Origin of the sequence: Legionella nagasakiensis, assembly GCF_900639915.1 — a bacterium.
Lineage (GTDB): Bacteria > Pseudomonadota > Gammaproteobacteria > Legionellales > Legionellaceae > Legionella_A > Legionella_A nagasakiensis.
The window spans coordinates 73,656-93,222 of the sequence record NZ_CAAAID010000005.1; the positions used below are offsets into that span (position 1 = coordinate 73,656).

Below are 19,567 nucleotides of genomic sequence, written 5' to 3' on the forward strand. Positions count from 1 at the left end.
GTGGGATTTTTCGTAAGTTCTGTGTTATTCAGTTTAACGAGATCAATTCATATTGCAATCCATTTGAAACGAAGTAACATGATCCTGTTTTATTTGATGGCCCTATGATTTTTTTGATGCATGCAAAAGAAGGTGTTTCTGATATGACTGACCACTCGAAAAAAACCGGTTTTACCATAGAACCCTGGCATATCAAGGCCGAGCGCTTTCGCCCGGAGCAGCAATTGCTGTTGGAAACGCTTATGGCACAAGCTAATGGATATATTGGCAGCCGGGGTAGTTATGAGGAGGCATTACATGAAGATATTCCAAGTTGTGAAGGTGTTTATTTAAATGGTGTTTACCAGCAAGAGCCTATCTTATACGGCGAATCTGCTTATGGTTTTGCGACCCATAATCAAAAAATGATTCAGGTTCCTAATGGTAAGCGCATAACACTGACTGTAGATGGTGAATGTTTGCGTGCCTGTCATCGCCATACGTATGGTTATCGCCAGCTTGATTTGCATACCGGTGTATTAACCCGCGTTCAACATTGGACAACCCAGTCTGGGAAGCAGCTTCAGTTGAAGAGTCGCCGCTTTGTTTCTCTGGCTGATCCATATCTCATGTGTATTGAATACGAAGTAACGGCCAAAAATTTTACTGGTTCTGTTCAGCTTACTTCCGCATTGGACGCTAATTATCAGTTTCAGGATAACAAAGATGACCCACGTGTTGGTTGTATGTCGATTGCTGACAGCTTAATACTGCTGGAAAGCAAACAACAGCCACAAATGAATGGCTTATTGCATAAAATCGCAGGGACTGATTTTATGGTGGCCTCAACTACTTTGGATATTTTACCGAGGGAAACAACATGGTTGGAGATGACTTCTGCCAACGGCGAATGTCTTGCGCATCAGTACCAACTTATGTTAAATGAAAATCAAAGTCTGACCTTTTATAAGTGGGTAGGTTACCGACATAGTAAAACGCAAGACGATGAATCAAATACTTTATTAATTAATTTACAAGCACATGTTGAAAACAAGGCCATAGGCGGTTTTGATTTGGCATTAGAAGAGCACTGCAAGCAATTTAAATCTTTTTGGCGAGATGCTGATGTTGTCATTGAAGGTCATTCTGAGCTGCAGCAGGGAATTCGTTTTAATTTATTTCATCTGTATCAATCCGTAGGCAGAAATGGAGCTGCCAATATTGGTGCAAAGGGATTGACTGGCCCTGGTTATGATGGTCATTATTTTTGGGATACGGAAGTTTATGTTATCCCTACCCTTTGCTATACAGAGCCGGATGTTGCGCGAAAACTTATCGAATTCAGAATCAGTACATTGCCACAAGCAAAACAACGAGCACGGCAAATGTCGTTAAATACAGGAGCACTTTATCCATGGCGTACGATAGGGGGTGAAGAGTGTTCTGCTTTTTTCCCGGCGGGCACCGCCCAATATCATATTAACGCTGCGATTGCTTATGCACTGCGATGTTATATGCGGGCAACGGATGATGAGTCACTGTTATGGCAAGGAGGGGCGGAAATGCTGTTTGAATCGGCTCGTCTGTGGTTGCATCTTGGGCATTTCAACGCTCGTTATCATGGCAAGTTTTGCATTGATGCTGTCACTGGTCCCGATGAATATACGGCGGTGGTGAATAATAATTTTTATACAAATGTGATGGCTCAGATGCATTTGCGTTATGCGGTCACTGTCGCAAAAAGGTTGGCTGCTAAAAATAATGATGAATTTCAGCCACTGGCATCCAAAATTCAGTTAACAGCTGATGAAATTAATGCTTGGGAAGAGGCAGCAGAGCATATGTATTTGCCTTATGATGAGAGGCTTGGTATCCACATGCAAGATGATGCGTTTCTCAATAAAGCGGTATGGAATTTTGCCAATACGCCTGCCGATAAATATCCGTTGTTGTTGCATTTTCATCCGTTAGTTATCTATCGTTATCAAGTTTTAAAGCAGGCTGATGTGATGCTGGCTATGTATTTGCTTGATGAGCAATTTTCTACAGAGCAAAAAAAGCGCAATTTAAATTATTATGAGCCTTTAACAACGCACGATTCTAGTTTATCAAGCTGTATACACAGCATTGCGTACGCTGAAACAGGTGATTATTGCAAAGCTTATCAATTTTTCGAAGATACGGTAAGAATGGATCTGGATAATCACCATGGAAATAGTGAACATGGTGTGCATATTGCCTGTATGGCGGGTTCTTGGGCCAGTGTTGTTCATGGTTTCGCGGGTCTGAGAGTCAGGGAAACGGGCTTATTTTTTCGACCCTATCTGCCGAACAATTGGCAAGGGTATCGTTTCAATATACGTTACCGTCAACAACGTTTATCTGTATCGGTTACTGCAGATAAAACGTGTTATCAGTTGCTTGATGGTTCGGAGTTAGTCCTTATGCATTTTGATCAACAATTACTATTAAGTCCTGAGCATCCAAGTCAGGTTGTTTTTTACTCAGTTGAGGCGTTTACATGAAAGTAAAAGCGGTTATTTTTGATCTGGATGGCGTGATAACGGATACGGCAGATTATCATTTTATGGCATGGAGGCAATTAGCGGCGACGTTAGGCATCGTTTTGAATGAAACGGATTGCGAAGCCTTAAAGGGTATTGATCGCGCTACTTCACTGGATATGATTTTAGCAAAAGGTGGAATAAAAAAAACCGCTGTTGAAAAACAGTTACTCGCCGAGCAAAAAAATCAATGTTATCGCTCTTTGGTCACTACGATGACCCCAAAGGATGTATTGCCGGGTGCTGAAGAGCTTTTGAACGAACTACGTCAGCAGGGATTGTCGATTGGTCTGGCATCAGCAAGTAAAAATGCTTTTTTTGTATTGGAGCGATTAGAACTTCGTCATCATTTTGATTACATTGCCGATGCAACTTTAATTAAAAATAATAAGCCACATCCTGAAATTTTCTTAACCGTCGCCGAGTCTTTGAATGTGCCGGCCAATTTGTGCGTCGGCGTTGAAGATGCTCAATCTGGGATTAAAGCAATCAAGGCGGCAGGAATGTTTGCTGTCGGTATTGGTGCACCAGATTACTTAAGCGAAGCAGATAAAGTATACCCTTCATTGCAATCATTTGATTTACAGGGATTTGTCGGATGGCCATTTAATTGATTCTTGGTCAGGACTTACAAAAAAACCTAATCTCTGCGTTAAAAAGACATTTTGATTGAGTCATTTAGTTCATCTAAACTTCCTCATCAATATTTCTTTTTGCCTTAACTTTGGGGTTTTTCGTAAGTCCTGTTGGTATTTTTTTTGATGTTTTGATTCACAATTTAACTATATATTGATAAAAAGATAGAAAAAAAGATAAAATTGTCATTAATTTTTCCTTCTTACTATTGGCTTCTTTCATGTTGTCATCCTCTGCGTATGTGGAGGATGACGATAAGGACAGAAGTATCGAGACAGAGTACTAGGGAAAAGGAATGTTATTTTATTTGTTTATTTTTGAGTATTATTATGATTTCCACAGAATACCGCGGCTCATTTTATGCCATTTTGTCTGGCTTTTTATATGGTTTTATTGGGTATTTTGGCTTAAGTGTGATGAACGCTCATGTTTCTGTGAGCAATATGTTGTTTTGGCGGTTTTTTATTTCAAGCCTCATAATGATACTTATTTTATTGCCTCACCTTAGAGGGATTACTGATTCTTGGGGCAATATTTTATTTGCGTTTGTCACGGGAGCTGCTTTTTATAGTTTTTCCACCATGTTGTATTTTTATGCTAGTCAATATATTGGTTCAGGCCTGGCCATGGTTATTTTTTTTACATATCCTGTTATCGTGATGTTGCTTAATTATTTTTTCTATGGGCAACAGATGCCTCGAATTTATTATTTAGCAACACTGACTATTCTTTCCGGGATGGTATTGTTTGTTGATATGCATGAGATAGCACTGGATTTGAGCGGAATTATTCTTGGAGTCATTTCAGCATTTTTCTATGCTTGCTATATTGTTGCCAGTAAACAAAGTCGTATTTCTCCTAATATGTCTGCCCTCATGGTATCGGTTGGCGCGATGACAACTTGTTTACTGGTTACACTGGTTAACCATACCTTTGTTATACCAATTTCATTAGCCATATGGGGAAATTTGATTGGTATTGGGATTATTGCAACGGCTATCCCTATTTTATTACTTTTGTATAGTTTAAAGTATATAAATTCAGAAAAAGCGTCCATATTATCAGTATTGGAACCTATTTTTGTTGTTATTTTTGGTGTTCTTCTTCTTGGTGAGAAACTGACACCCCAACATACTATGGGTATTATCATTGTACTAGCCGGCGCATTGATCACATTATTTAGCCACAAGATTGGCGTGAATAAGGTGCAGCCATGCGAATGACTATTGATCTTGCAAGATAAAAAATGTGAATTATATGAGAACATTAAAGGAGTATTTACTCTTTTTCTATCATTATTTGGTGAAACAAACAGAAGACGCCGGTCAGCAAATTAACTTATTTGCTGTGGTGATGATGATCAATTTCCCTTTATTTGGCATTATTTGGAGAATAGACAATCCATTATCAACTGAAGAATTTGTTTTTCGGATGATTGCAACCGTTTTGTGTGCATTGCTTGTTTCCAATCGTTTTTGGCCATCGTCTTGGCTGAAATTTCTTCCAATCCTTTGGTATATTACCCTTTTATTTTGCCTGCCCTTCTTTTTTTCGTATTTAACTTTTCTACATAACGCATCTACGATTTGGTTGATGAATTGTGTTTCCGCTGTATTTTTTCTCTTATTGGTCACTCGAGTTCTCGATGCCCTTTTACTATTAATTTTAGGGTTTAGCCTGGCCTTTTTTATTTATTTTTATATGGCGGAACATGTCATGGAATACATACCTGGCGATATTTCATTGTATGGTTTGGCGACCACATTTGCAGCCGCGATCATCATTGGTGCTTTATTTGCAAGAGATAGGGAAATTATGCATGACAGCCGGATTTCAGGGATGCGCCTTTTGGCTGGTAGTCTGGCCCATGATTTACGCACATCACTTGCTAGCATTCATTTACAAGCTGAATTGCAAGAAATGATTGTTGAAAAATTGCATCAATCAGAAGTGCAAAGAGATTTAAAAAAGAGTCTTGACAAAATTATTCGCGGCATTGAAATGGGTAACCAATTGATTAGTATGCAATTAAATAATATTCAACACGAAAAGTTTGATACAAAATATTTCACCATCCAGCCCATTAAGGCCTTATTAGAAAAAACGCTTAATGAATATCCGCTGAAAGAACAACAAAAATTGTTGATAAAGACAGATTTAACGGATGATTTTTCCGCATGGATTGAAGAGGTTGCTTTTAAAAATCTTATCTGGAATTTATTAAAAAATAGCTTGGATTGTATAGAAGAGACGGGGAAAGGGGATATCTCTATTTGGTTGACCAAAGGCAAGCAAGAGGATGATTTTAATTACCTTAATATTATGGATACGGCGAAAGGCATCTATCCAAAACAAGCTGAAAAAATCTTTGAGTCATTTTACTCTGATCGTAAAGGAGGGACGGGGGTTGGTTTGGCGTATTGTAAGATGTTGATGCAAACAGCCGGTGGTGATATTTACTGCAGAGGTAAGTTTAATCAATTTGCTCATTTTATTCTGAAATTTCCAAAAATAGATTAGACTTTCTTCAAAACTCGCTGCAGTAGGGTTTCGCAAGGAAAGTCTATTTTGATTGTTTAAAGCCTCGTAACTGCTCAGCCCCATTCAACTGTTCACCAAGATTTTGACATGTCTTTTGAGCTATTACAAGGCGTCAGCTATAAGCCATGATGGCATTGGAAAGCGTTTGCCACATGTTTAGTTGATGAGAGTAAATAAAGTTAAACGCTTCTCGCACTGTTTTAGGAGAGGTTTGCCAGATATCTATTAAGTGATCCTGCGTTGATTCAAAATGCTTAACATACACATGGACTTTAAAAAATTTCATTGCTTTTTCGGATAAGTCCAAAGAATAAGCAAATTCGGTGAGAAGAGGGTAATCAATGTTGTCTAACCGCTCGTAAGCGGAAAATGCGGCTAGATGCGAATGCTTATCATGTTGCGTGAGCCAACGCAGATGTTCCTGATTAAATTCTTTTGCAAATGGAAGGTAATGAGTTTTATTTACAATTTCATCATGAATATTAACACCACATTCTTCAGCAAATTGCGCATATAATTTTTCATGAGAGGTTCTGCTTTTTGTTCCAAGCTCTTCTTGAATATTTTGTAAAATAATATCTTTTATTTCTTCATCTTCTGTAAAATTGGCAACGTACCACATAAAATCAATAAAATAACCCCTAAGATGATAAAAAACCGCAGCAAAGTATTTTTTCCGATTATCATCCCACGTGGAAGTAATGGCTCGGTTAAATAAAGGCAGAACGGCTAACTGTTGACGATAATTTGTGTCAATTTGCTGCAGAAATAGATGAAAATCAGATGAAACGTTAATTTTCTTTCTCCTGGAGACTTTTCTTTTGTTAGTTATTTATAAAGAGCACTAATATAACATGAAATGAATCATAAATATATCTTTGTGCTTAAAAAATAATCATATTGATGTTTTTTTATGATTTCATGCGCAAGCTCGATTAGGACATCTTATTATTTTTTTAGAGCAGTTGACAATTCCTGGCCAACATTCGTAAATTAAGTCCGCTTGAGATACCAATGTGACGCACCTTGATTTAAAAATGAGCGATATTGTTCATTTTACAAAATAAACAAAGGAGAATCATGTCTTTCCTTAAAAAATGGGGATTTTTATTATTGATGATGAATATTGCATCGATCACTTGGGGCAGTTCTCATCATCCACAGGATTTTTTAAAAGAAATTTCTGGTTCAAACAATGCAGGAGAACACATTGTTCATCACTTTTGTATTCATTGTCATGATAGAAAACCACGCATTCCAGTCGGTGCTCCTCGCATTGGAGTAACCAGTGACTGGGAACCACGAGTTAAAAGGGGGCTTGATGTTTTATTTAAACATACAGATGAAGGTTTAAACGCTATGCCAGCACGAGGAGGCTGCTTTGAGTGTAGCGATCAACAATTACTGGAAGCCATTCTAGTGATGCTTCCCCAAACAATGAGAGAAAAATTTTCCGGCACACAAAAAGATCATAATAAAAACAATTAGATATTTTTTTTTGTAAAAAGTTCTAAATTTATTCTAAATCCGCCCGATAAATAAAAAAACAGGGAGGATTGACTCATGAAACATAAACTCATTGTTTTACCCTTTTGTTTATCTGCTGTTGCATGTGCACCAGTAGATCCCTCTACTGCTGTTGTCGATGATGCTGGCTACACGCATTACACCACGCATTACACGATGGATAATAAGGGAAGCAGCTATTTCCCAGAGAAACGCCCGGCAACTGGCAGAAAAGTATTTGTTTTTGATCCAAAAGCAACTGCATGGGCTGCCTATGATGCCCAGGGGAATCGAGTTAAAACCGGCAGTGCATCTGGCGGAAAAGATTTTTGTGAAGATGTTGGGCGTCCATGTCGTACAGTAACAGGAACGTTCAGAGTTTATTCAAAAAAAGGTGAGGATTGTACTTCCAGTATTTATCCTATAGAAACAAATGGTGGTGCTAGAATGCCGTATTGCATGCATTTTAACGGTGGTTATTCAATTCATGGTGCTTATGAGGTACCTAATTATAATGCCAGCCATGGGTGTGTGAGGGTATTGCCCAGCGCTGCAAAATGGTTAAATGAAAATTTTATGGATATTGGCACAACCGTTATCGTCAAACCTTATAACTAAGATAAGCGCGACATAAAAATATCATGTTTTTATGTCGCGAAATACAGGCACCAAAAAGCTTTATTTTAAATATTGTCGCAGTAATTCATTCACATGGGCAGGATTTGCTTTCCCTTGGGTTTCTTGCATGATCTTACCTACAAAAAATGCAAGTAGTTTAGTCTTACCAGCCTGATAATCCGCGGCTTGTTGTGGATATTGCTCGATTATGTTACGAATGATTTCATCAAGCACAGCTTGATCACCAATTTGTTGATATCCTTCTCGGGCAATGATGTCATCTACCGTTGTATCTTCAACCATCAGCTGGCTAAAAATCGTTTTAGCGATTTTTGCAGAAATAATATGATTTTCTAAGTGGTCTAACAAACAAGCTAATTGATTGGCGCTAACGGGAGGATGATTAAATGAACCTCCTGTTTCTTTCAAGGCGGCCGAATAAGAGCCTTTTAGCCAGTTTACTAGTGTTTTAGCCGAGGCTTTTGTTTTTCCTATCACTGCATCGAAAAAAGTAACGAGCGCAGGAGAGGATATTAGAAAGTCAATGTCATCTTGCAGGAGATTATGGTTGTTTTGCAAGCGAAGCCGGATCGATTTTGGCAATTCCGGCATGGTTTGCTTAATCATCTGCAAATTGTGCTCGTTAATAACGATGGGCAGTAAATCGGGATCGGGAAAATAACGGTAATCTTTTTCACTTTCCTTACTTCTCATGGAGTGGGTGCTGTCTGTCTCAGGTGAGTAGAGCCTTGTTTCTTGTGTAATAGGTTGGCCAGTTTCCAAAAGATCTTGATGCCGAAATTGTTCATGAACGATTGCTTTTTCAATAAAGCGAAATGAGTTTAGGTTTTTAAGTTCAGTTCGTGTTCCTAGTGTGGCACTGCCTTTGGGGCGTAAAGAGATATTAACGTCACAGCGAAATGATCCTTCTTGCATATTGCCATCACAAATATCTAAAAAACGTAATAATTGATGTAAGGTTCTTAAATACGCAACCGCTTCTTTTGCGGAAGAAAGACAAGGTGCGGTGACAATTTCAAGCAATGGTGTGCCTGCACGGTTTAAATCAATACCTGTGTATTCGTGTTTGACGTCGTGCAGAGATTTACCGGCATCTTCTTCCAGGTGAGCTCTCTCGATGATAATCATTTTTTCGGAGCCATCTGGAACCAACACTGCAAGATGTCCATGCTGAATGATCGGACGGCGATATTGACTGATTTGATATCCTTTGGGAAGGTCTGGATAAAAATAATTTTTTCGTTCGAAATAGGAAAAATTGTTGATTTCTGCTTCTATGGCTAAGCCAAATCTTATGGCCATCTGGATGGCTTCACGATTTAGTACTGGCAAAACACCTGGCAATCCAGCGTCAATAAAACTGGCTTGGGAATTAGGTGGTGCACCATAACGGGTTGCAGTGGCAGAAAATAATTTTGATTGTGTTTTTAATTGTGCATGCACTTCAAGGCCTATAACCGTTTCCCAGCTCATATAGACTCCTTTGGCTTGGTTTGATGCCAGTCGGTGCTTTTTTGATAATGGTGGGCCAGATTTAATAGTTGTTCCTCACTAAAATGCGATCCCATAATTTGCATCCCTATAGGCAGTTTTTCCCGGTTAAAGCCTGCGGGAATAGATAATGCGGGAAGACCGGCCAGGTTGGCTGCTACGGTAAATACATCTGCCAGATAGCGTTGAATTGGATCGGATACTTTTTCACCTAATCTGAAAGCGCACGTCGGAGTGGTTGGTCCAAGAATGACATCTACATTCGTTAGAGCCTGAAGTAACTCTTCTTGTATCATGCGTCTTACTTTTTGTGCTTGCACATAATAATCATCAAAATACCCCGAAGAGAGTACATAGGTTCCAGTAAGAATACGTCGCTTGACTTCAAGCCCAAATCCTTCGCTGCGTGAATGAGTGATCAACTCAGATAGATTTTCAGCGTTAGGCGTGCGATAACCGAAACGAATCCCATCGTAACGTGATAAGTTAGAAGAGGCTTCTGCACAAGCAATGACATAATAACAAGGCACCCATAAGGGTTGTAGGTGAAGGTCCATCTCGATGATTTTACAACCTGCTTTTTTAAAGACATCAACTGCATCGAGAATAGCCTGTTGAATTTCAGCATCGATTTGAGGCTGAAAGAAACAATTTGGCAGACCAATGCGAAGCGGTTTTAAAGGAGTGTCTACTGCGTTGATATAATCAGGCACTGGGCGATTAATCGACGTTGAGTCATGCTCATCATGTCCCACAAGGACTTGCAGAATGAAGGCGAGATCTTCAGCACTATGGGCCAATGGCCCAGCCTGATCAAGACTGGAGGCAAAAGCCACCATACCAAAACGAGAGACTAATCCATAGGTGGGTTTTAGACCGGAAATACCGCAGAAAGCAGCAGGTTGCCGAATGGAGCCGCCAGTATCTGAACCTGTGGCAAAAGGGACAAGCGATGCTGCAACGGCTGCGGCAGATCCTCCTGATGAACCGCCAGGAACGCGTTGCTCATCCCAGGGGTTTTTGACAGCACCAAAATAACTGTTTTCATTGGCTGACCCCATGGCAAATTCGTCCATGTTGGTCTTGCCAAGCAAAATGGTTCCTTGAGCCGCCAGGCGCTGTACGACGGTAGCTTGGTAGGGTGATTGGAAATTTGCCAGCATTTTTGAGCCACAAGTGGTTGGCATTCTTTGCGTGCAAAAAATATCCTTATGGGCTAAAGGAATGCCTGTTAGTGGTTTTGCTTTCCCTTGATGAATTAATGCGTCAGCGATAGCGGCAGCGGATAGAGCGTATTGCTCATCAACATGAATAAAGGAATTTAGGGAACGTTTCTGCTCGATTCGCCTTAAATAATGACGTGTCAGTTCGACGCTGGACAGTTCTTTATGATGCAAGGCATGGCTGAGTTCACGTAGTGATTTTCTATGCATAAACCTATTTTCCTATGTCAATGACTTTGGGAACCAGGTAGAGATTTTCAGCAAATAAAGGAGCGATGGTTTCCAATTCGGCAACGCAATTCTCTTCCTTGACTTCATCGTTTCTCAGTGGTTGATGCAGATCAAGCGGATGGAGCATGGGAGAATAGTGTTCTGTATTAATGGTACGTAACTGTTCGACAAAATTCATAATGGCCTGAATATCCTCAGTTAACTGAGTGAGGTTGTCATGACTCAGTTCGATGCATGCAAGCTCGGCAATTTGATTTAATTCATTTTTTGATGTGATCATGATTGACCTCAATGCCATTTTAAAGCAGGAGACAATTATACTCTCTGAGTATAAAGTTACAATGATCTAGGCTTACAGAGCCGAATGTTTGGTGATTTTTTAATTCCAATAGATACAATAACATGATAGAACATGATGCATTATTCAATTTTGAAAGAGCAGTTGATCGATGTTACATCAAGTTAAAACGACCGGTGGTGTTCATATTGAATATGAGCAGCAGGTTCTTCCTTATTCGAATGCAATCGAACCTCTTCTGGAACGCCTCGATTCGCATCGAGGCGCTTTGTTCGCTTCAAGTTTTGAATACCCTGGACGTTATACTTGTTGGGATATTGGTTTTTATAATCCGCCTCTTGTGATTACTTGCCATGGTAATGAGTTGACCTTAACCGGTTTAAACAAACGGGGTGAAGTTTTGCTTGCCATTCTAGTGTATTTTTTAGAACTTTCAAATGAAATAGAAATCGTCAAAAAATCAGAAATAGTTTATTTGTTACGAGTAAAGTCGGGAAAAAAAGTCTTTAATGAAGAAGAGCGTAGTCGCCAGCCTTCGGTATTTACAATACTACGTCATATCCTTGCATTGTTTAAAGCAGATAATGAATCGTATTTGGGACTGTATGGAGCATTTGGCTATGATTTGATTTTTCAGTTTGAAGCCGTAGAGCGTTGTAAAAAACGCGACGATGACCAACGGGATATGGTGATTTATTTGCCTGATGAAATTTTTATTGTCAATCATCGTAAAGAAGAAGCGTTTATCCGACGTTACGAGTTTCAGTTTCAAGGTAAAACAACGCAGGGATTACCTCGTGAAGGAGAGTATAATCCTTATCAGCCATTACGAAAACCGTCAATGGATGGTGATCATGCACCCGGGGAATATGCGCAAATCGTTGAAACTGCTAAAGAACACTTTGCCTGTGGTAATTTATTCGAAGTTGTTCCAAGTCAGACGTTTTATAGGCATGCGCCAGAAAAGCCTTCTTCTGTGTTTAGACGGATGTGTCGGATCAATCCATCTCCGTATGGATTTTTCATTAATTTAGGGGAAGAGGAATATTTAGTGGGAGCGTCGCCGGAAATGTATGTGAGGGTTCAAGGTAGACGCGTAGAAACTTGCCCTATTTCTGGCACAATACAGCGTGGTGCAGACGCGATAGAAGATGCGCTAAATATCCAGACATTGCTCGATTCTGAGAAAGAATGTTCCGAGTTAACCATGTGTACGGATGTTGATCGAAACGATAAATCACGTATCTGTAAACCAGGAACGGTTCGTGTAATAGGGCGTCGTCAGATTGAAATGTATTCCCGTTTAATTCACACCGTTGATCATGTTGAAGGTTATTTACGCGATGATTTTGATGCCCTCGATGCGTTTTTAACGCATATGTGGGTGGTGACGGTTACTGGAGCGCCCAAATTATGGGCCATGAATTTTATTGAGCAATATGAAAAATCACCGCGAAGATGGTATGGTGGTGCTGTGGGCTGGTTTAATTTTAATGGCGATATTAATACGGGTTTGGTATTAAGAACGATGCGAATTCAACAGGGGATCGCTGAAATTCGTGTGGGTGCGACGTTGCTTTATGACTCTGACCCTCAAGCAGAAGAGCAGGAAACGCGTCTGAAGGCTTCAGCGTTCATCGATTTATTGTCTCAATCGCAAAAGAAGCATCAATCAGCTGCTTGGAATCCATTATATGGTACAGGGAAAAGGGTGCTGCTTATCGATCACCAGGATTCATTTGTTCATACGCTGGCAAATTATATTCGGCAGACTGGTGCAGAAGTGACTACGGTACGTAGTAAGTATGCCTTAACTTATTTGCAAAAAGAGTCTTATGATTTGGTGTGTTTGTCGCCTGGTCCAGGAAAGCCAGAAGACTTTAATTTATCACACACCATTCGCACGGTGCTGACAAAACATATACCATTATTTGGCGTTTGTTTGGGTTTACAAGGAATTGTAGAGCATTTTGGTGGAATCTTGGATGTACTGGCTTATCCTGTGCATGGGAAATCTTCTGTTATTAAGGTGTTGGTTGAGGGTGGGCTTTTTACTGGCTTGGATGACACGTTTACTGCTGGGCGTTATCACTCTCTTTATGCACGGCTTGATAAAATGCCTGGTGAATTTGAAGTGACGGCCGTCAGCGAGGATGGTATTGTTATGGCTATATCCCATAAAACATTGCTTGTGCAAGCCGTACAATTTCATCCTGAAACAATACTTTCTATGCCAAAACAGGCGGGTTTAAAAATCATCAGTAACTTAATGGAGATGGTTAAAAACAATGCGCGATAAAATTCTTATTCTATATGCTCTGGCTATTTTATTGGGTGTGCTCACAGGATTTGTGGGTTCTCTATTGCAACTGGGGATTGTCTGGTGTCATGACGTCTTGGTATGGTGGTTTGCTTTTGCCAAGGCCCATGACTGGCCGGTAAGTATGGTATCTGCTTTGACGACGATGGCCATGGTTTTTATTTCTTGGAGCTTGGTGAAGTGGATTGCTGCAGAAGCTTCTGGTAGTGGTGTACAAGAAATAGAAGGGACTTTATTGCATGAGCGCCCCATTTTCTGGCGTCGACTCTTGCCGGTGAAGTTTATTGGCGGTGTTTTGTCTATTTCAGCAAAAATGGTCGTTGGACGGGAAGGTCCCACCATTCAAATTGGTGGTAATTTGGGAGAAATGCTTGGTGAATGGTTTCACATAGCTCGCGAAAGGCGAGATGCTTTGATTGCCGCAGGGGCTGCTGCTGGTCTTGCCACAGCATTCAATGCCCCATTAGCTGGGGTACTTTTTGTTCTGGAAGAAATGAGGAATGAATTTAATTTCTCCTTCACCAATTTTAAAACGGTTGCAATTTGTTGTGTTTCTGCCACTGTTGTCTTACATATGATGATGGGGGCCCATCCTGCCATTCCTATGAGTGTTTTTGAATTGCCTAGCCTAAAGTCTTTATGGCTTTTTTTCATTTTTGGAATTGTGGTTGGCTTTGTTGGGCTTCTATTTAACATATGGCTCATGAAAACACTGAATAATCTGGATAAGCTTAGTAGTTTGACTCGGGATGTGTATGTTTTGCTGATTGGCTTGGTCGTTGGTTATCTTGCCTACGTTTATCCTGATGCGGTGGGCGGTGGTTATGGGATCATTGAAAAAGCATTGACCATGAGGCCTGCGTTTGGTGTGTTATGTGTTTTGTTAGTTATACGCTTTGTTATGACGCTTTTATGTTATGGTACAGGGGTCCCCGGCGGGATTTTTGCACCGATGCTTGCCTTGGGGACGCTTCTTGGCTTGGCTGCTTCTTACTTATTTCAGATCATTATGAGTGACATGACGGTGCATCCTGGCATGTTTGCGGTTGCTGGTATGGGGGCATTATTTGCTGCCGCGGTCCGGGCACCTGTCACGGGAATTATTCTTGTGGTTGAAATGACACAAAATTATTTGTTGATTCTTCCATTAATGGTCACTTGCTTGACGGCAACAGTTATCGTGCAGTTAGCGAATAATCCGCCAATTTATACGCAATTATTGCAGAGGACTTTAAGAAAAGCTGAGATAAGATCTGCTGAAATGTGATTTGAGACCCTGTCTTCACAGTCTACTATGCTGGCTGAAATGCACCGATTTTCTGCGGTCCGTTACTCACATACTTCTATGTATGCTGCGCTACGGTCCTCTAAAACCAGCACATTTCATCTCAGCCTGGCGACTGTGAAGACAGGTTCTGACTTTGATTGGCAATGAGATGAGGTCAGCACTGGTTACTTAATGACAAAATATACGCAGCATTCCAAAACAGCATTGTTATTTATTATTCCACAGTTGTTGGTGACTGTTTTGTTTTTTATTTGGCCAGCTTGCAAGGCCTTGTGGCAATCGCTATTTTTCAGCGATGCATTTGGTTTGCATCAGCGTTTTGCAGGCCTGGCTAATTTTATCGATTTATTAAACAGTCGCGAGTATCTAAAAGCAGTTAGTGTAACTCTGATTATCGCAGTTTCTGTTACTTTATTAACCATGTCTCTAGGGTTGAGTTTAGCAGTCATGGTTAATAGGCGCCATAAAGGGCAACAACTCTATAAGTCATTACTTCTTTGGCCTTATGCGGTCGCCCCAGCGGTGGCGGCGCTTTTATGGCGCTTTTTATTTCATCCAGCATTGGGATGGATGACTTGCCTGCTGAATAAATTTGGTGTGGATTTTAATTATCTTATTCATGCAAAGCAGGCGTTATTTGTCATTATTATGGCCGCCAGTTGGCAACAATTTAGTTATAATTTTCTTTTCTTTTTTGCCGCCTTAAAATTGATCCCTTCTCCCCTTATTGAGGCGGCCATGATGGATGGTGCATCATCTTGGCGAATATTTTGGCAAATTATTTTCCCTTTATTATCGCCCACGGCTTTTTTTTTACTGACCATGAATCTTATTTACGCGTTTTTTGATACGTTTGGTATTATCCAGATCATCACCAATGGCGGTCCGGAATACAGTACAACGACCTTAATCTATAAAGTATATGAAGATGGATTTGTTGCCATGGATCCTGGCAGTTCTTCAGCCCAGTCGGTTATATTGATGCTCATCGTGGTTGGTTTGACTTTATTGCAATTTCGTTATCTTGAAAGAAAGGTTCATTATCAATGAGCTGGATATTATTTATTGGTAAATTATTTGCTCAGTCCTTAGGTGTCTCTTTAGTCCGAAGCATGAAAGATGCAGGTGTTCCATATTATAAAAATGGTGATGTAGATGGTTTTAAAAATAGGCTGATTGATAAGATTGTGTTTCGTGATTTTGCATTCAAACCACGCGGGTTATCTTATGGCAAGTTTTTAAAGCGTATTTTTACGCAGTTCCTTTCTTATATTGTTTTGTATGGTTACATTGGGTTGATGTTTCTGCCCCTCTATCTTGCCATTGTGGCTGCCAGTCATGATGGTGTCGCCATGATGCAAGCTCCCATTCCTGTTTGGCCTGGGGCATCGTTATTAGCAAACATAAAGATGGTCATGGTTGAAGGTTTGGCTGCAACGGGAGGAGAGCCTATCATCAAAATGCTTATAAACAGTTTTATCATGGCAACATTGATTGCCGCAGGTAAAATTAGTTTAGCTCTTTTGTCTGCTTTTGCGCTGGTGTATTTTAAATTTCCCTTTAAGCGTCTGTGTTTTATGTTAATTTTTTTAACGATGATGTTGCCTGTTGAAGTGCGGATTGTGCCTACGTTTCAGGTGGTAGCATACATGGGCGGATTAAATTCCTTTACTGGCTTGACCTTGCCGCTCATGGCGTCAGCCACCGCGACCTTTTTATTCCGTCAATTTTTCAAAACCATTCCTGGAGAATTAGTAGATGCTGCAAAATTGGATGGAGCAGGCCCTATTCGCTTTTTTGTTGATATTTTATTGCCGCTCTCAAAACCGCAGTTGGCTGCTTTGTTTATCATCATGTTTGTCTATGGGTGGAATCAATATCTTTGGCCTTTGGTGATTACAACCAATCCTGATATGGCAACCATCGTCATGGGCATTCGTTCTTTAGCAGGGGTTGCTGATCAAATTCCACAATGGCATTACATTATGACGGTTGCATTAATTGCTTTATTGCCCCCTTGCTTGGTTGTTGTCCTATTCCAACGTTGGTTTGAAAGAGGATTAATTGATTAATGGCTACTGTAAGCATAGCGTCTGTTGATAAATATTATGATGATCATATCGTTTTAAATAACATCAATTTAACGATTGAAAGGGGCGAATTTGTTGCTTTGGTTGGACCTTCAGGCAGCGGAAAATCAACCTTGCTGAGGCTGGTTGCCGGACTTGATACGGTCGATGATGGTCGTATTTTAATTAATGAACAGTGTGTGAACCAAATTCCGTCTTCTCAGCGAGACATGGCTATGGTTTTTCAGAATTATGCTCTTTATCCACACATGACGGTTTTTGCCAATATGGCCTATGGTTTGAAGATGCGTGGTATGAAAAAAACACTGATTCGTCAGCGTGTGGAAGAAGTAAGCGAATTATTGCAATTAAAAGATTATCTTCACCGCAAACCAGGAGCGTTGTCAGGAGGGCAGCGCCAGCGGGTAGCTATGGGACGTGCCATTGTACGTTCACCTGCTGTTTTTTTATTTGACGAACCATTATCCAATCTTGATGCAAAATTGCGCACAGAAATGCGTTATGAAATAAAAAAACTGCATCAGCAGTTACGTACTACTTGTCTATATGTGACTCATGACCAGACCGAAGCAATGACATTAGCAGACAAAGTGGCTATTTTAAATCATGGCAAGGTAGAGCAGGTAGGAACACCGCAAGAACTCTATCAATATCCAGCAACGTTGTTTGTGGCAAGTTTTATCGGTCATTACCCAATGAATTTTTTGCCGGGCAAAATAGACTTATCCTGTCAAAAAATCATAACAACAATTGGAATTGAGCTTCCTTTGCCCAATCTAAACGTACAAGTAACCTGTGGGCAGAATGTTATGATAGGGGTACGGCCTGAGCATATTAAAGTTGGATTACCACAAAAAAAAGGTCAGGTGCTGGCACAAATTGAATTTATTGATGATGTGGGGTCAGATAGGTTTCTGAAAGTCATAACAAACGTTGGAAAGGTTTCTTGTACTATTCGTGTACTGGACGACGTACCATTGCCAACTGATAATCAATTAACGTTTGATATACTATTGAATAAGGCCAGTCTGTTTTGTCAACAGACTGGCCTTTATCTAGGGGGATGGAATGGGTAAAAGAACTCAGCAGTTGCGTACCATTGATGCGCCAATTTTTCGTTATTGGCATGCGATGTATATGTCTTTCTATTCCCGCCGACTCTATGTGGATGTCTCTAAACGTTGGCACGGTTTTGGCCTTACTTATTTATTCCTGGTTTTAATGATTGCTTGTGTTCCTTTATCAATACGGATTATTGTGGATTTTAGGCAGTTTCTTGACGAACAAGTCCTTTTCCCCTTGGAAGAGTTACCACCGCTTTATATTCAAGATGGTCAAGCGTCTTTTGATAAACCAATGCCGTACACAATAAAAAATAAACAAGGTGAAATTGTATTAATTGTAGATACGATGAGTACAAAAGCTGATTTACCTAAATTAACCCGAAATTATCCGAAGCTAAATGTATTGATTACTAAAAATAAACTTTATTTTAGACCACCGAGGCCACGCTTTTTTTTCAATTCAGACACACAAATGCCTACAAATAGTTTTTATGAACAATCTTTTTCTAACTATGAAAATGAAGTTTTTGTTGGGCAAGAAGTGATGAAGTCCACGGTGATTTCACGGATTAAATGGATGGCAGAGTTTCTTATTTATTTTTTGTTGTTCAGTATTTTTTATTCCATTTATCTTGTTTTAACCTTAACCTTGGCTTTTCTGGGCCAGGTTTTCGCTCAGGTTTTATTTAATGTAAAAATTAAATACAAAGAATCTTGTCGTCTGTTTGCAGTGGCTGCAACCCCACAAATTGTACTTTTTCTGATGATAGCGTTTGCTGGCAATTTAATGTTTCCAGGCATGGGTGTTTTTTCTATCGGATTATTGGCAATCTATTATTGCTATGGGGTTATTGCGATAAAAAGTGAACGAAATAAAATGGTGATTTCATGAGAGAATTGTTGCATTTTGCTCATGGGAATGGCTTTCCCTCACCTTGTTATCAGCAACTGTTTCTTCATTTGAAAACTCATTTTGATTGTTGCTACATTGATCGCGTTGGGCATACGCCGGAATTTCCGGTGACTGAAAACTGGCATCATCTGGTTGATGAAGTCATTGCCAGTGTTCAACACCAGACTTCGCATCCGGTTATTGCATTGGGCCACTCACTAGGTGGGGTATTAAGTTTTAGAGCAGCAGTTGCACAACCTTCTTTATTTAGGGCGGTGATCTTATTGGATTCTCCGATCATAGGCCGCTTTAAATCAGGTTTATTAAGACTTTCAAAAACATTAGGAATGATTGATCATGTGACTCCTGCTTTTCGTACTCGCGGACGACGCCAATACTGGCAAACCAAAGAACAGGCGTTAACTTATCTTAGAAGCAGAAAATTATTTAAACACTTTACGGATGCATGTCTTGAGGATTATATTGATTATGGTATGCAACAGGATGAGAAAGGCTATTCATTGCGATTTGACCGTCATATAGAATATCAAATTTATCGTACCATTCCTCATATGCTTTATGAATATGAGGGAAAATTAAAAATTCCGGCAGTACTCATCCACGGCAGTAAAAGCAATATTATTGACCGTATGGACTTGCGTTACATGCAAAAGCATTACAATATTAAAACTTACGAAATAAGTGGTACTCATATGTTTCCGATGGAGCATCCTAAAAAAACGGCCGATTTAGTGGTTAAAGCGGTGGATGCATTATTCAAATAGTGAAGTGGATATAAATGTAT

17 protein-coding genes are annotated in these 19,567 nt (G+C 40.0%); 13 read left to right on the plus strand and 4 right to left on the minus strand.

All coding sequences use genetic code 11. From position 1 onward, the window contains the following. Positions 1–143 precede the first annotated feature (143 nt). The 4 genes from E1O52_RS06000 (at position 144) to E1O52_RS06015 (ending at position 5,699) form a co-directional block, all read left to right on the plus strand. Entirely contained in the window at positions 144–2,504 is a 2,361-nt protein-coding gene (locus E1O52_RS06000) for a glycoside hydrolase family 65 protein (protein ID WP_207384181.1), read from the plus strand. Continuing rightward, positions 2,501–3,157: a beta-phosphoglucomutase gene (gene pgmB / locus E1O52_RS06005; RefSeq protein WP_133127802.1), complete on the plus strand. Its 657-nt coding sequence runs from the start codon at positions 2,501–2,503 to the stop codon at positions 3,155–3,157. The genes E1O52_RS06000 and pgmB overlap by 4 nt, the downstream gene beginning before the upstream one ends. A gap of 351 nt (positions 3,158–3,508) precedes the next feature. Beyond that, on the plus strand, positions 3,509–4,402 hold the full coding sequence (locus E1O52_RS06010; protein ID WP_133127803.1) for a DMT family transporter: 894 nt from the start codon (positions 3,509–3,511) through the stop codon (positions 4,400–4,402). A gap of 34 nt (positions 4,403–4,436) precedes the next feature. Further along, positions 4,437–5,699, plus strand: a complete 1,263-nt coding sequence (locus E1O52_RS06015) for a sensor histidine kinase (RefSeq protein ID WP_133127804.1) — start codon at positions 4,437–4,439, stop codon at positions 5,697–5,699. Positions 5,700–5,832: 133 nt separating this feature from the next. On the opposite strand, the gene E1O52_RS06020 is transcribed toward E1O52_RS06015, so the two are convergent. Then, positions 5,833–6,552 carry an iron-containing redox enzyme family protein gene (locus E1O52_RS06020; RefSeq protein ID WP_341272568.1) on the minus strand — a complete coding sequence of 240 codons (720 nt, stop codon included), beginning with the start codon at positions 6,550–6,552 and terminating at the stop codon, positions 5,833–5,835. Positions 6,553–6,800: 248 nt separating this feature from the next. Between E1O52_RS06020 and E1O52_RS06025 the strand changes: the two genes are divergently transcribed. Both E1O52_RS06025 and E1O52_RS06030 read left to right on the plus strand, forming a co-directional pair. Further along, entirely contained in the window at positions 6,801–7,208 is a 408-nt protein-coding gene (locus E1O52_RS06025) for a c-type cytochrome (protein WP_165474723.1), read from the plus strand. 75 nt (positions 7,209–7,283) lie between these two features. Continuing rightward, positions 7,284–7,844 (plus strand): L,D-transpeptidase, encoded by a 561-nt coding sequence (locus E1O52_RS06030; RefSeq protein ID WP_133127806.1) that lies wholly within the window; start codon positions 7,284–7,286, stop codon positions 7,842–7,844. A gap of 60 nt (positions 7,845–7,904) precedes the next feature. On the opposite strand, the gene gatB is transcribed toward E1O52_RS06030, so the two are convergent. The 3 genes from gatB to gatC are packed head-to-tail and all read right to left on the minus strand — an operon-like array spanning position 7,905 to position 11,090. Next, positions 7,905–9,338, minus strand: coding sequence for an Asp-tRNA(Asn)/Glu-tRNA(Gln) amidotransferase subunit GatB (gene gatB / locus E1O52_RS06035; RefSeq protein ID WP_133127807.1), 1,434 nt, complete (start codon positions 9,336–9,338; stop codon positions 7,905–7,907). Continuing rightward, positions 9,335–10,789 (minus strand): Asp-tRNA(Asn)/Glu-tRNA(Gln) amidotransferase subunit GatA, encoded by a 1,455-nt coding sequence (gatA, locus tag E1O52_RS06040; protein ID WP_133127808.1) that lies wholly within the window; start codon positions 10,787–10,789, stop codon positions 9,335–9,337. Before gatA ends, gatB begins: the two co-directional genes overlap by 4 nt. A gap of 4 nt (positions 10,790–10,793) precedes the next feature. Next, complete coding sequence (gene gatC / locus E1O52_RS06045; RefSeq protein WP_133127809.1) at positions 10,794–11,090, minus strand: Asp-tRNA(Asn)/Glu-tRNA(Gln) amidotransferase subunit GatC; 297 nt, start codon at positions 11,088–11,090, stop codon at positions 10,794–10,796. A 169-nt stretch (positions 11,091–11,259) separates the two neighbouring features. Between gatC and E1O52_RS06050 the strand changes: the two genes are divergently transcribed. The 7 genes from E1O52_RS06050 to E1O52_RS06080 all read left to right on the plus strand — a co-directional run bounded on the left by E1O52_RS06050 (position 11,260) and on the right by E1O52_RS06080 (position 19,547). Continuing rightward, entirely contained in the window at positions 11,260–13,407 is a 2,148-nt protein-coding gene (locus E1O52_RS06050) for an anthranilate synthase component I (RefSeq protein WP_133127810.1), read from the plus strand. Next, positions 13,397–14,695 carry a H(+)/Cl(-) exchange transporter ClcA gene (gene clcA / locus E1O52_RS06055; protein ID WP_133127811.1) on the plus strand — a complete coding sequence of 433 codons (1,299 nt, stop codon included), beginning with the start codon at positions 13,397–13,399 and terminating at the stop codon, positions 14,693–14,695. The genes E1O52_RS06050 and clcA overlap by 11 nt, the downstream gene beginning before the upstream one ends. Before the next feature lie 192 nt (positions 14,696–14,887). After that, positions 14,888–15,766, plus strand: coding sequence for an ABC transporter permease subunit (locus E1O52_RS06060; protein WP_133127812.1), 879 nt, complete (start codon positions 14,888–14,890; stop codon positions 15,764–15,766). 197 nt (positions 15,767–15,963) lie between these two features. Next, positions 15,964–16,788 carry a sn-glycerol-3-phosphate ABC transporter permease UgpE gene (ugpE, locus tag E1O52_RS06065; RefSeq protein ID WP_341272569.1) on the plus strand — a complete coding sequence of 275 codons (825 nt, stop codon included), beginning with the start codon at positions 15,964–15,966 and terminating at the stop codon, positions 16,786–16,788. Continuing rightward, positions 16,788–17,882 (plus strand): ABC transporter ATP-binding protein, encoded by a 1,095-nt coding sequence (locus tag E1O52_RS06070; protein ID WP_133127813.1) that lies wholly within the window; start codon positions 16,788–16,790, stop codon positions 17,880–17,882. The genes ugpE and E1O52_RS06070 overlap by 1 nt, the downstream gene beginning before the upstream one ends. Then, positions 17,875–18,762 carry a DUF1189 family protein gene (locus E1O52_RS06075; RefSeq protein WP_133127814.1) on the plus strand — a complete coding sequence of 296 codons (888 nt, stop codon included), beginning with the start codon at positions 17,875–17,877 and terminating at the stop codon, positions 18,760–18,762. Before E1O52_RS06070 ends, E1O52_RS06075 begins: the two co-directional genes overlap by 8 nt. After that, positions 18,759–19,547 carry an alpha/beta fold hydrolase gene (locus E1O52_RS06080; RefSeq protein ID WP_133127815.1) on the plus strand — a complete coding sequence of 263 codons (789 nt, stop codon included), beginning with the start codon at positions 18,759–18,761 and terminating at the stop codon, positions 19,545–19,547. The genes E1O52_RS06075 and E1O52_RS06080 overlap by 4 nt, the downstream gene beginning before the upstream one ends. The last annotated feature ends 20 nt before the right edge of the window (positions 19,548–19,567 follow it).